Origin of the sequence: Hamadaea tsunoensis DSM 44101, assembly GCF_000428945.1 — a bacterium.
Classification (GTDB): Bacteria; Actinomycetota; Actinomycetes; order Mycobacteriales; family Micromonosporaceae; genus Hamadaea; species Hamadaea tsunoensis.
The window spans coordinates 74,648-87,698 of sequence record NZ_KE386821.1 but is presented as its reverse complement, the minus strand read 5'-3'; the positions used below and the strand labels follow the sequence as shown (position 1 = coordinate 87,698).

The 13,051-nt window shown below is 70.1% G+C and carries 13 protein-coding genes; 8 read left to right on the top strand and 5 right to left on the bottom strand.

The genetic code is table 11. The annotated features are described in order from the left end of the window. Positions 1-6 precede the first annotated feature (6 nt). The 6 genes from G401_RS0139475 (at position 7) to G401_RS56520 (ending at position 7,218) form a co-directional block, all read left to right on the top strand. The gene (locus G401_RS0139475; protein ID WP_027346814.1) at positions 7-891 is read left to right on the top strand and encodes a carbohydrate ABC transporter permease; all 885 of its coding nucleotides are present in this window, start codon (positions 7-9) and stop codon (positions 889-891) included. A 37-nt stretch (positions 892-928) separates the two neighbouring features. Next, positions 929-2,260, top strand: a complete 1,332-nt coding sequence (locus G401_RS51570; protein ID WP_211240965.1) for an ABC transporter substrate-binding protein — start codon at positions 929-931, stop codon at positions 2,258-2,260. 108 nt (positions 2,261-2,368) lie between these two features. Then, entirely contained in the window at positions 2,369-3,865 is a 1,497-nt protein-coding gene (locus G401_RS0139450) for a glycoside hydrolase family 36 protein (RefSeq protein ID WP_027346812.1), read from the top strand. A 168-nt stretch (positions 3,866-4,033) separates the two neighbouring features. After that, on the top strand, positions 4,034-5,203 hold the full coding sequence (locus G401_RS0139445; RefSeq protein WP_051367929.1) for an alpha/beta hydrolase family protein: 1,170 nt from the start codon (positions 4,034-4,036) through the stop codon (positions 5,201-5,203). 926 nt (positions 5,204-6,129) lie between these two features. After that, entirely contained in the window at positions 6,130-6,666 is a 537-nt protein-coding gene (locus G401_RS0139430; protein ID WP_027346810.1) for a hypothetical protein, read from the top strand. Positions 6,667-6,831: 165 nt separating this feature from the next. Further along, entirely contained in the window at positions 6,832-7,218 is a 387-nt protein-coding gene (locus tag G401_RS56520) for a hypothetical protein (protein ID WP_157546797.1), read from the top strand. On the opposite strand, the gene G401_RS51565 is transcribed toward G401_RS56520, so the two are convergent. The 5 genes from G401_RS51565 to G401_RS0139405 form a co-directional block, all read right to left on the bottom strand. Next, positions 7,164-7,856, bottom strand: coding sequence for a hypothetical protein (locus G401_RS51565; protein WP_157546796.1), 693 nt, complete (start codon positions 7,854-7,856; stop codon positions 7,164-7,166). The two genes, G401_RS56520 and G401_RS51565, sit on opposite strands and share 55 nt — an antisense overlap. A gap of 70 nt (positions 7,857-7,926) precedes the next feature. Next, complete coding sequence (locus G401_RS0139420) at positions 7,927-8,532, bottom strand: TMEM175 family protein (protein ID WP_027346809.1); 606 nt, start codon at positions 8,530-8,532, stop codon at positions 7,927-7,929. Positions 8,533-8,606: 74 nt separating this feature from the next. Next, positions 8,607-9,464, bottom strand: a complete 858-nt coding sequence (locus G401_RS0139415; RefSeq protein ID WP_027346808.1) for an alpha/beta fold hydrolase — start codon at positions 9,462-9,464, stop codon at positions 8,607-8,609. A 29-nt stretch (positions 9,465-9,493) separates the two neighbouring features. Continuing rightward, entirely contained in the window at positions 9,494-10,126 is a 633-nt protein-coding gene (locus G401_RS51560; RefSeq protein WP_051367927.1) for a VC0807 family protein, read from the bottom strand. Continuing rightward, positions 10,123-10,761, bottom strand: coding sequence for a TetR/AcrR family transcriptional regulator (locus G401_RS0139405; protein WP_027346807.1), 639 nt, complete (start codon positions 10,759-10,761; stop codon positions 10,123-10,125). The genes G401_RS51560 and G401_RS0139405 overlap by 4 nt, the downstream gene beginning before the upstream one ends. Before the next feature lie 135 nt (positions 10,762-10,896). On the opposite strand from G401_RS0139405, the gene G401_RS0139400 reads away from it, so the two are divergent. Together G401_RS0139400 and G401_RS0139395 are read left to right on the top strand one after the other, a co-directional pair. Further along, positions 10,897-12,258, top strand: a complete 1,362-nt coding sequence (locus G401_RS0139400) for an NAD(P)/FAD-dependent oxidoreductase (protein ID WP_027346806.1) — start codon at positions 10,897-10,899, stop codon at positions 12,256-12,258. A 47-nt stretch (positions 12,259-12,305) separates the two neighbouring features. Further along, positions 12,306-13,049 (top strand): SDR family oxidoreductase, encoded by a 744-nt coding sequence (locus tag G401_RS0139395; RefSeq protein WP_027346805.1) that lies wholly within the window; start codon positions 12,306-12,308, stop codon positions 13,047-13,049. The last annotated feature ends 2 nt before the right edge of the window (positions 13,050-13,051 follow it).

Below are 13,051 nucleotides of genomic sequence, written 5' to 3'. Positions count from 1 at the left end.
ACCGCCATGAACCGCCCCACGATGACCCCTGGCCGGCTGCTGGCCTGGTGCGCGCTCGGCTTCTCGATCATCATCACGATCTTCCCGTTCCTCTGGATGGTGCGTACCGCCCTGACCCCGGCGAACGACCTCTTCGCCGACAACGGCCGGCTGTTCCCGCAGCACCCGACGCTGATCAACTTCGAACGCGTACTCGGGCTGGTCAGCGCGGAGGAGGCGCGCGCGGCCGGCGGCTCGGGCGCGCAGATCGACTTCCTGCGCTACACCCTCAACTCGGTGATCTACTGCGGCCTGATCGCCGGCGTGCAGACGTTCTTCTGCGCCATGGCCGGGTACGCCTTCGCCCGGCTCCGCTTCCCCGGCCGCGACCTGCTGTTCGGCATCCTCGTCGGCGCCCTCATGGTGCCGCCGATCTTCACCCTGCTGCCCAACTTCACCCTGGTGAAGAACCTCGACCTGATGAACACCTTCCTCGGCATGGCCGCGCCCTCCCTGCTGATGACCCCGTTCGCGGTGTTCTTCCTGCGCCAGTTCTTCCTGTCGGTCCCGGCCGAGGTCGAGGAGGCCGCCGTCCTCGACGGCGTGGGCCAGTGGGGGCTGTTCTGGCGGGTCGTCATGCCGATGACCCGCGGCCCGCTGATCACCATCGGCCTGACCACCACGGTGTGGGCCTGGAAAGACTTCCTCTGGCCGCTGCTCGTCGGCCGGGAGGAGAAGACCCGGGTGCTGACCGTGGCCCTGGGCGTGTTCCTGCAGCAATCCCCCAACACCCAACCGGACTGGACCGGCCTGATGGCCGCCTCCACCCTGTCCGTCGTCCCTGTGCTGATCCTGCTGATCTTCCTCGGCAAGCGGCTGGTGCAGTCCCTCAACTTCACCGGCATCAAGTGACCCGCACGCCCGGATACACCCCTTGGAAAGGACACCGATGAACCGACGACACAAGACGGCAGCGACGCTGCTCGCCGTCGTGCTCGGCGCTACCACCCTTGCGGCCTGCTCCGACGACTCGAAGGACGGCGGCTCGGGCGGAGCCGTGACCCTGAACTACTGGCTCTGGGACGACAACCAGAAGGCGTCGTACCAGGCCTGCGCGGACGCGTTCCACACGGCCAACCCGAACATCACCGTCAAGCTCACCCAGACGGCGTGGGGGCAGTACTGGCAGAACCTCACCACGCAGCTCGCCTCCGGTGACGCCCCCGACGTGTGGACCGACCACGCCTCGTACTACCCGCAGTTCGTGTCCAGCAGCCAGATCCTCGACATCCAGCCGTTCATCGACCGGGACAAGGTCGACCTGAACCAGTACCAGGCCGGGCTCGCGGACCTGTTCGTGAAGGACGGCAAGCGCTACGGCCTGCCGAAGGACTGGGACACGATGGCGATCGTCTACAACACCGCGCTCGCCCCCAAGACCGGCGTGGACCTCGCCAACCTGACCTGGAACCCGACCGACGGCGGCAGCTTCGAGCAGGCCGTCGCGGCCGCGACCGTGGACGCCAAGGGCCACAACGGTCTCGACCCCGCCTTCGACAAGGCCCACGTGAAGGTCTACGGCTTCCTGCCCGAGTGGGGCGACGGCTCCCAGGGCCAGAACGGCTGGGGCGACCTGGCCGTCAGCAACGGGTTCACCTACCTCGACAAGAACCCGTGGGGCACGCACTACAACTTCGACGACCCCAAGCTCGCCGACACCATCACCTGGTTCACGCACCTGATCGACAAGGGCTACGCGCCCAAGTTCGACAAGCAGTCGACCCTCAGCCGGGACGCCGTGATGGACGCCGGCCAGGGCGCCCTCACGATCGTCGGCTCCTGGACCATCAACTCCTACCTCGGCTCCGGCGCCAAGCAGAAGTACGCGTTCGCCCCGCTGCCGACCGGTCCTTCGCCCCGCTGCCGACCGGTCCGCAGGGCCGCAAGTCCGCCATCAACGGGCTGTCCGACGCCATCTACGCCGGCACCAAGCACCAGGAGGAGGCGTGGAAGTGGGTCAAGTTCCTCGGCTCCACCGACTGCCAGGACCTGGTGGCCGCCAACGCGGTCGTCTTCCCGGCGATCAGCTCGGCGACCGACAAGGCGCTGGCCGCCCACCAGGCCAAGGGCCAGGACGTGCACGTCTTCACCGATGAGGCCAAGGCGTCCGGCGGCACCTTCTTCCTGCCCATCACCGACCACGGCAACGAGGTCAGCCAGGCCATCCAAGACGCGATCCAGTCGGTCGTCCTCGGCCAGGCCGGCGCCGGTGACACGTTGAAGAAGGCCAACGACCAGGTCAACGCGCTGTTCAAGTAGCACGACCCCGCACAACCTGTCGTGCGGCGGGGCGTACGCGCCCCGCCGCACCTCTTACCAAAGGAGAAGCATGGCAACGCTCGTCGAGGTGGCTGGCCGGACCCTGGCGGTCGAACTGACCGGGCCGGGCGCCCCGCAGCCGACCGAGGGAGGGCTGCTGCTGCCGCCGGGCCGGGTGGCCGTCCTGCACGGCATGGGCGACGCGCTGTTCTACCGGCACGGCTGGAACTCGTGGAGCCCCTGCGGCTGGCGCCGGCTGTCCGAACCGCCGCTGCGCATCGCCAACCCCGACCGCCTCGTCACCGCCGACGACCCGCAGTGGGACGACCCGAACCGGCACCACTCCTCCGCGGTCGCCGCCCTCAGCGACGAGCACGGCCAGGTGCTCCTGCTCGGCGCGCTCGGCCTCGACGTCCCCCGGCTGGTCGCCGACCAGGACACCCTCGCCGGCTGGTACGAGTCCGGCGGCGCCGACTGGTTCCTCGCGTACGGGCCGGAGGAGCAGGTGTTCGCCGACTACGCGCGGCTGCTCGGCGAGCGGCTCGGGCGTACCCACCGCCGGGCCGGCAACGTCTGGTGCAGCTGGTACGCCTACTACGAGACGGTCAGCGAGGACCACCTCACCAAGGACGTGGCCGACCTGCGCGGGCTGCCGTTCGACGTCGTGCAGGTCGACGACGGCTGGGAGGAACTCGTCGGCGACTGGCACCCCAACGCCAAGTTCCCCGGCGGCATGACCGAACTGGCCACCCGGATCGCCGACGCCGGCTTCGTCCCGGGCCTGTGGGTCGCGCCCTTCATCGCACTGCCGCACTCGCGGATCGCCCGGCGACGGCCGGAGCTGCTGCTGCGCGACGGGAACGGCGACCCGGCCGTCGCCGGGAACAACTGGGGCGGCCCGTACTACGCCCTCGACATGGCCCGGCCGGAGGCGCGCGAGCACGTCGCCGAGACCATCCGCCGGGTGGTGCACGACTGGGGATTCCGCTACCTGAAACTGGACTTCATCAACGCCGCCGCCGCGCCCGGCGTACGCCCCGACGGGTACGGGCGCGAGCAGGCGTACCGGGAGGGCCTCGAACTCATCCGGGCGGCCGCCGGCGACGACGTCTACCTGCTCGGCAGCGGCGGGATGCTGCTGCCGTCGCTCGGCATCCTCGACGGGCTGCGTACCGGGCCGGACGTGGCGCCGATGTGGGACAACTACGCCTCCACCGACCCGTCGGACGCGATGGCCCGCAACGCCGTCGTCAACGCCGTCCACCGGCTGTGGCAGGCCCGGCTGATCGAGATCGACCCCGACGTCGTCTACTTCCGCAGCCGGCTGAACCTGCTCACCGACCAGCAGGCCGACCTGCTGCGCGACCTCGCCGACATCTGCGGCTTCCGGGCGATCTCCGACCCGCCGCACTGGCTGACGCCGACCGAGATCCAGGCGATGACCGCGTACCTCGAACACCGGCCGGAGATCCGCCGCCTCGACCGGTACGTGTACACAGTGGACGGCAGGAAGGTGGACTTCTCCGCCACCGTGCACAACGCCGGGCAGCTCTACCCGATCTCGTGACTCGGGGCCGACTGGTGGTGGCGCCGGACGATCCGGCGCCACCAGGCACGGCCCAGTCGCGCGGGTCAGCCCAACGTCGCGCAGACTCCTGGGATCCTGTCCGCGACTTACTGAGTACCCGCTGAGCCTCATTCGGGTACGCGTACCTCTTCGTCCTACCGTGGTCGGATGGTGCGTGTGAACCGTCGGTGGCTGCGCTGGTCGGCCGGTGTCCTCGCCGGCCTCGTCCTGCTCGCGAGCACGCTGGTGAGTGTCGCCGGGATCGCCCGCGAACAGCCGCGTACGCTGCCCGCGCCGACCGGGCCGTTCGCCGTCGGCCGGTCGATCAGGGAGTGGACCGACCCGACGCGGGTCGACGCGCTGGCCCCGCAGCCGCGTCAGGGCCGGGCGCTGTCGGTGTGGCTGTGGTATCCGGCCACCGGGACGTCCGGGCCGACGGCCGCGTACGCGCCGGGTCTGTGGAGCCGGATGCAGCAGCAGGGCTTCCTGGCCGGGCCGCTGGACCGGATCCGGACCGGTGAGTACGACGAGGCGCCGGTCGCGGCCGGCCGGTTTCCGCTGGTGGTCCTCGAACCCGGGCTCGGTCTGGCGGCGCCCGAGTTCACGACGCTGGCGCAGGAGCTGGCGTCGCACGGCTACGTGGTCGCCGGGGTGACGCCCACCTACAGCGCGAACATCACGGTGCTCGACGGCACGGTGATCGGCCGTACGCCGGCCGGGAACCCGGGCGACTTCACCGATCAGGACGGCGGCGATCTGGTCGCGGTGTGGTCGGCCGACGCGCGCTTTGCCGCCCGGCAGGTCGCGGAGTTCGGCCCGGCCGACCGACTGGCGGGGCACGTCGACACCGGCCGGGTCGCCTACATCGGGCACTCGCTCGGCGGGGCCTCGTCGTTGCAGGCCTGCCACGATGATCCGGCCTGCGCGGGCGCCGTGGACCTCGACGGTACGCCCTTCGGTCCGGTGGCCACCGGCGGACTCGACCGGCCGATGCTGCTGCTCAGCTCCCAGAACGGCTGCCTCACCGGCACCTGCCGGCCCGGCGCCTCCGCGGACGAACGCCAGATCGAGGCCGCCGCCCGCCGGCTGGCCGCCGCGTCCACCGGACCGTCCTGGTGGTACGCCGTCGACGGCGCGGAGCACTTCGACTTCACCGACTATGCCGCGTACTTCCTGCTGCCGCCGATCACGCACCTGCTCGGTCAGCTTGGCCCGATCGACGGCCGCCGGGCGCTGGAGATCACGGGCGGGTGCGTGCTGGCGTTCCTCGACCACGTGCTGCGGTCCGGCCCGGCGCCCGACCGGCTCGACGGACGCTACCCCGAACTGAGAAGGTAAAGCGCCCCGAACTACGGATTTCGGCCCGGAAGGTCGATGATGGCTCACGGTCGCCACCATCCTGTTGCCGAGCGCCCCTGCCAGAGGCGCGCCATCGGCTCTGTCGTCCTGGACGCCGTCGCCGCCGGCGGTCCGGTCATCGTGCGGAGGATTCGGTCCAAAGTCTCTGGGGCGTACACGCCGCGCTTGCGCGGCGCCTTGATCTAGAAGAGACCGTTTCGGCAACAGACGCTTCTTAGCTGCGTTCGACGAGATCAAGCCCTTACCGCCGTTCTAGTTCCGACCTTCAGCGGGTCGAAATCGCAAGGCGCTCGACAGGACGACTCGTCTTGGCGTGCAGCGTCTCCGTCTGAAGATGATGAAGATCCGGCTGAAGCGGCTCACGACATGGAACACGCACAGCAGGCGCTGCTGAAGCCTCCGGAAGCCGATGCCTGACCTACACGGACGCCGAGTTCACGCCGTCAGGGGCCAACTCGTCGACGGCTGTTGGGAGCGCGCTACTGTACTTTGCTGCTGTATCGGCCGCCCGAACCGACCTTGGGCGGCGCTGGCCGCCGGCGCGGTCGAGCCGCGGTCGGCGCAGGACCTGGGGTGGCTGTACAACCGGGCCGTCGACGATCCGGATGGCCACTCCTGGGAGCTGATCTCGTTCGACGCGAGCGCGATGGGCGATGATCCCACCGCCGGTCGCGACTGACCCGGGGCGGGGACGCGTCAGGCTTACCGCCGCACGACCTGCAGGAGGATGCACGTCACGCTCTCAGTGTGCGTGACGTGCATCCTCCTAAATAGAGAATCGATCATTCTGATCGATACCCGATGCCGGACGGCAGCACCTCGAAGGCGCGCGGACCGACCATAGGCGCCTCAAGGGCACGATGGTGTGCCGTAGGCGAAGGGAAATCACAATGCTCAGGTCTCGAATGATCGCCGCCACCGCAGTGACGGCGATCGGCCTGCTCGCTTTTCCGAGTTCACCGGCGCACGCCGATCCTGCGAGCCCGGTCGGTCACTGCACGCTCGTGGTCGGCGATCTGGACTACAGTCCCGCGCTCACCGCTCTACCCAAGAGCACGGTCATAGACCTGCACTCGGAAGGCTCCAATTGCGTCGACGTCAACCTTACCGTCGGGTCCGATGCTGTGAGCGTGTCACGGGTGACGATCGTCGGCCAGTTCAGTGGCTCGGCCTCCACGACGACCTCGAACTTCAGCGGCGGGGGCACGCTAACCTACCACCTCGGCAACGGCGCTGCGATCACCGAGACGTTCCAGGGGGTCTGTGTCGCCGGCGCGCTGGCCATCTGCCCGGTCGCCGCCGTGATCACCAGCGGTCCGGAGGACGGCGATACTCTCGAGATCACGCCCATGCCGGTCAACGTCAACCCACTTGGACCGGTCGCGCACCTGTCGTTCGCGGAGGTCGCACTCACCCGCGCGCAAGCAGCCATCATCAAGTAGGCCCCGTCACAAGGCTGTGCAAACCCTGAACCGACGCTGATACGACTCGCTCAGCTGCCGGTTTCGATGGAGTATGGATGGCCAGGGCGGAGTCGGCCGGCACGGTGAAGCGGTGCCCAGGAGTCCAGCCGCGGCACGGTCACTGGTCGAGATCGCCCTGGCCCCTTGACGATCTGGCCGTTCTCCTCTGCCGACTGGCAGGCTCAACGGTCGCCCGTCATCCCGCGACGACGCACGTACCCGCTGCCCGGCTGGCAGTGGAACGAGAGCACGCTGACCTGTAACGCCGTGCCGTATCGGGACTTCCAGGCGGTGGCCCAGCGTGTCCTCGTCGCCCTCGGCGAGCCGGCAGACTCGGCGAAGGGGCGGGCGGTCATCGACGCTCACGGCGCGTACTGGGAGGGGCTGCGGCTGGCCGCCGGCGTCGGGCCGGTCGACCTCGACAGGTATGCGGCGGCGGTGTCCGCGCCTGGCTGGTTCGAACCGACGTATAAGGGTCAGGCGCGGGTGAGCTCGAACGTGGAGACCCCGGCCTCGTTCTGGACGTCGTAGCGGTCATGGGCGGCGTCCCACCCGTCCGGCACGAACACCGTCCCGCCGGCGATCCCCGTGTGGTGCTCGCCGTCTATGTCGACCGAGGCCGCCCCGCCGTCGGCGGCTACGCGTACCGGGACGCCGTCGGGGGCCCGGACGACGAACTCGCCGGCGCCGCCCCCCATGCGTACGCGTACCGGGCCGGCGGGGTGCGGCAGGACGGCCTCGATCCGGCTCGACCCGGCGGCGAAGTCGACCGCGGCGAGCCGGCCGCCGGAGAGGTCCACGAGGGTCGAGTTCGCACCGCCGGAGAACCGCAGATCCCAGGTCACGTCGTCGGACAGCAGGATGTCGAGCGCCTTCGGTCCGGTACCGCCCCGGTCGGCCAGGTGCACGTTGAGGTCGTCGTCAACCGACGGGACCAGGCCGGAGTCGTCGGGCGTGCTGATCCGGAAGAGGTCGCCGTGCAGGTCCGCCGCCCGCACCGTCACGGTGGTGGCGCCGCTGACCACCGCGAGCGTGGCGGTGTCGCGGCCGGCCCGGTCGGCGGTGACCACGTGGTCGCCGTTGTCACCGGGACCGTCGTGCAGCCACGGCAGGCCGCACCCGCCACTGAGGAACACCACGGACAGGGCGACGGGCAGCACCTTTCTCATGGCAAGCCGATACCCGCACGACGGCCCGCGCACGCCACCGCGGGAACGATCTTTTGGCCCGGCTTGATCGTCAGGGCTGGTCGGCCTGGCGGACCTCACCTTCGATCCGGCGGTCCGGGACGATCCACATGATCGCCGCCGCGACGAACACGCCGACCGCGATCGCCACGCCCGCGTACCCGGGAATCAGCGCGGCGCTGAGGATCCCGACGATGTAGAAGATCGGGGAGAGCTTGCCCTTGAGGTCGCGGCCGATGGCGTGCCGCAGGAGCGACTCGGGGCCCTGCTGGCGGATGATCGTCGTCTGGAGTACGTAGTACGCGATCGCCGCGGCGAGCAGGTTGACGCCGTAGATGATGACCGGGGTGTGCTCGAACCTGGACTCGTCCATCCAGCCGGTGGTGAACGGCAGCAGGGACAGGCAGAACAGCAGTCCGAGGTTGGCCCACAGGACGCCGCCGCTGACCCGATCGACGAGCTGGAACATGTGATGGTGGTTGTTCCAGTAGATGCCGACGTAGATGAAGCTCAGCGCGTAGGTCAGCAGCCCGACGCCGGTCGTGTGCACCAGATCGGACAGCGTGTGCCCGTGCGGGACCTTCAGTTCCAGCACCATGATCGTGATGATGATGGCCAGCACCCCGTCGCTGAACGCCTCCAGCCGACTCGTCCGCACCGCCAGTACCCCTTCCGGTCGCCGTCCCTGAGGGGACCAGCAGATCATGCCCGATCGCGGCCGCCGCGCCGGGCTCAGGCGTCCTTGCCGTCGGCGAGCCGGGCCAGCAGCGACGAGATCTCGGCCGGCCGGGTCAGGTAGCCGAGGTGGCTCGACTCCAGGGTGTGCACGCGGAACGGGTTGTGCGGCACGGCCCGGTCCGCCTCGGCGATCATCCTGTCCTGCAGGGCCGGCGGGATCGCCTGGTCCCGGGCGAGCCGGACGAAGGTGTGCGGTACGCGTCCCCACGCCGCCGGATCGATGCGCGCGTCGGTGAACGACAGCAGCACGGACTCGTCGGGCTGGCAGCCGGCGATGAGCGCGCGCAGGTGTTCCTCGGTGGAGTCGGCCAGGAACGCGCGCCGGGCCGAGGCGAGGAATTCCGGATCGCCCGAACGCCAGTTGGTACGCAGAGCGCCCGTCCGTGCCGGATCGCCCACCTTGGGGACGGCGAGGACGGCGCTCGGGCTTCCCTCGGGGGTGAGGTAATAGTCGTACACGGTCGGCAGCTCGACACAGCAGAACGCCGACACGTACACCAGGTGCTCCACCAGCTCGGGCGCCCGATTGGCCACCCCGGTGAGGCTGATCCCGCCGAGGCTCTGGCCGATCAGGATCACCGGCCCGTGTGCGGCGACCCGGCGTACCACGCTGGTCAGGTGGTCGACGGTGTCGTCGAGGGTGACGCCGGCCATGGCGGACGGCTCGGCGGCGAAGGCGGTCAGGTCCTGCGGTGTCTGGTAGGACGGCGGATAGCCGGCTTGGAGACCGTGGCCGGGCAGGTCGACCGCGACGGCGCGGTGCCCGAGCGCGACCAGCTCCGCAACGACCGGGCTCCACACGCCGGCGCTGCCGTTGGCGCCGTGCACGAAGACGAACGTCGGGCGGGACATCGGATCTTCCTCCCAGGGGTAGGGCGCGGTCAGGCCCGCAGGCTGTGGCGCTTGGTGTAGGTCAGATGGAAGACGAACAGCGGCACGGCGATGACCGGCCACGCACCGTTCATGGCCGCGGGCGCGACGTCGAGCGGCAACGCGTACGCGAACAGCAGCTGCAGCACCGCGCTGAGCAGGAAGGCCACGCCCCAGACGGCGGTGAGTACCCGCAGGCCGTGCCGGAACCGCGGCTCGTCGTCCCAGCGGGCCGCCCAGGTCCGCAGGCCTTCGGGGCCTGACTTGGCGAGCACGAAGGAGCGGAACAGGACCATCAGGGCCGGCCGTCCACGCAGGAGCGAGCCGAGCAGCCACAGCCCGGCGAGACCGCCGAGCATGCCGGTCCACGCCTCGCGCACGAGGATCGTGCGGGGGTCGCCGGTGAGCGCCGACAGCACCAGCCCGAGCGCCACGGCCGTGACGATGAACAGGGCGAAGTACTCGATCTGGCGGCGCTGGACGAACCGGTACACCACGACGCCCAGCGGGATGACCGCCGAGGCTGCCAGCGCCGCCCACTGGCCGACGCCCAGGGCACGCGCCCCGTAGTAGACGGCGAGCGGCGCGACGAGGTCGAGGAGCACCGAGCCGGCGAGCGCCCGGCGGCTGACCGGCGCCTTCATCGCGTACCTCCAGGGTGTCCGTCTTTCCGGGTGGCCAGGTCGAAGAGTGTGACAAGCTCGTGCGCGTACGCGGTCAGGTCCAGGCCGGGGCGGGCGGCCTGCTCGTGGACGGCTGTGTCGATGGCCGCGCGCAGGGTCACGGCCATGACGTGCGGATCGAAGGCACGGAACTCGCCCGCCTCCTGCCCTTGCCGGAACATCCGTTCGAGCAGCGCGATCGGCGACGCGGGATCGGCCGGCCCGATCATCGGCGGCCCGGTCTCGGGGCGGGCGTGCGCCGCGATCTCCACGACGGCCCGGATGTGCGCCGGGTGGTCCTGGATGAACTCCAGGTTGGACGTGATGTAGGCGGCCAACGTCGCCGACGGGCTGGTCTGGGCCTGAAGGCGCGGGCGCATGTACGCGGCGGCGGCCCGCAGCGCCTCCTGCAGGACCGCCTTGATCAGGTCTTCCTTGCCCGCGAAGTGGTACGAGATCAGGCGGGTGCTGCTGATGCCCGCCCGCTGGGCGATCTGGGCGAAGGAGGCCTTCGCATAGCCCAGCTCGGCGATGCACTCGATCGCGGATTCGACGATCTGCGCGCGACGGGCCGCATTCGCGGTGCTCTGGCCGTCGACCGGCGGAGTTACTTGCATGAGTAAGACGTTACTCATGCAAGTAACAAGCGTCAAGCGCTGGACCGCTGCGGTCTGCGTCACCTTCGGCGGCCGGGTGTCACAATCAGCTGCGCTGTCCGGTCTATGCAGGTGACTGAGACAACGGAGGAACCCATGCGGACGATCCTGGTGGTCGGCGGTGGCTACGCCGGCTTCTACACGGCCTGGAAGCTGGAGAAGAAGCTCCGGCGGGACGAGGCCCGGGTGGTCGTCGTCGACCCCCGCCCCTACATGACCTACCAGCCTTTCCTGCCCGAGGTGCTGGCCGGCTCGGTCGAGGCCCGGCACGCCGCCGTCTCGCTGCGCCGCCACCTGCGGCGTACCACCCTCGTGCCGGGGTCGGTCACGGCCGTCGACCACGCACACCGCTCGGTCACCGTCCAGCCGCCCGACGGCCCGCGGTTCGCGCTCGCGTACGACGTCATCGTGCTCACCGCCGGCGCGGTCACCCGCAAGCTCGCCGTGCCCGGCGTGGCCGACGAGGCGATCGGCATGAAGCACGTCGAAGAGGCCGTCGCCATCCGCGACCGGCTGCTGACCGCCTTCGACCGGGCGGCCGCGCTGCCCGCCGGGCCGCTGCGCCGCCGGCTGCTGACCGCCACCTTCGTCGGCGGCGGCTTCTCGGGCGTCGAAGGCTTCGGCGAGCTGCTGTCGCTGGCTCAGTCCCTGGTACGCCGCTACCCCGAACTCGACCCGGCGGAGCTGGACTTCCACCTCGTGGAGGCCCGCGACCGGATCCTGCCCGAAGTCACCGACAAGCCCGGCGCCTGGGTCGTGCGGTCGCTGGAGCGGCGCGGCGGACGCGTACACCTGAACGCGCAGATGGTCTCGGCGAAGGGCGGGCACGTCGTCCTGTCGACCGGCGAGGAGTTCGACTCCGACCTGATCGTGTGGACCGTCGGCAACGCCGCCAACCCCGGCGTACGCAACCACACCGACCTGCCGGTCGACGAGCGCGGTCTGATCGTGGTGCGGGCCGACCTGCGGATCGGCACCGACGCCGAACCGGTCCCGGACGCCTGGGCCGCCGGTGACGACGCGGCCGTCCCCGACCTCGCGGCCGCCACCCCCGGCGCCACCACGGTGCCGAACGCCCAGCACGCGGTACGCCAGGGCAAGCTGCTCGCCCGCAACATCATCGCCGAACTGCGCGGCGGCAGGGTACGCCCGTATGAGCACCACAGCCTGGGCACGATCGCTACGCTGGGGCTGGGCCGGGGGATCTTCCAGTACAAGCGGATCGTGATCAAGGGCTTCCCGGCCTGGCTGATGCACCGGGGCTACCACGTCCTGGCCGTGCCGAGCTGGGAGCGCAAGGTACGCGTCCTCGCCGTCTGGCTGACCGCCGCGCTCTTCGGACGGGACATCGTGTCGCTGGTGTCGGTGCAGCACCCGCGGCAGGCGTTCGTCACGGGCGGGCAGACCGCGGAAAAGTCGCCGGAAGCCGTCACAACCGGCCCGGCTGCCCTGTCATAGCTGGCGACCGGGGCGCATCGGGACCCCGGAGGCAGAAGGGCTTTGTCATGAAAATCGTGGTCATCGGCGGTTCCGGCCTGATCGGTGCGAAACTGGTGGCGAGACTCGGCGAGGCAGGTCACGAGATGGTCGCCGCCTCACCGTCGACCGGCGTCGACACGCTGACCGGTGCAGGCCTGGCCGACGCCCTGACGGGCGCTTCGGTGGTGATCGACGTGTCGAACACGGCGAACTTCGACGCCGCGGCCGTCCTGAACTTCTTCGAGACCTCGACGCGCAACCTCCTGGCGGCCGAGGCGGCGGCCGGCGTCGGCCACCACGTCGCCCTGTCGATCGTCGGCACGGACCGGCTGTCCGGCAGCGGCTACTTCCGGGCCAAGATCGCCCAGGAGAAGCTCATCGAGAGTTCGGAGATCCCGTACTCGCTGGTGCACGCGACGCAGTTCTTCGAGTTCGTCCGGGGTATCGCCGACAACGCCACCGACGGCGACGTCGTCCGGATCGCACCCGTGCAGTTCCAGCCGATCGCCGGCGAGGACGTCGCCCGGGCGGTGGCCGACGTGGCGGCCGGCGCACCGCTGAACGGCCGCACGGATATCGCAGGGCCGCAACGCGTACGCATGGACGAGTTCTTCCGGTCGGCGCTGTCGGCCTGGAACGATCCCCGGCAGGTGGTGACCGACGAGCACGCCCGGTACTTCGGCGCCGAGCTGACCGAGCTCAACCTGGTCCCGATCGGCGAGGCGACCCTGGGCACCGTCACGTACGCCGAGTGGCTCGCCGCTCAATAGCC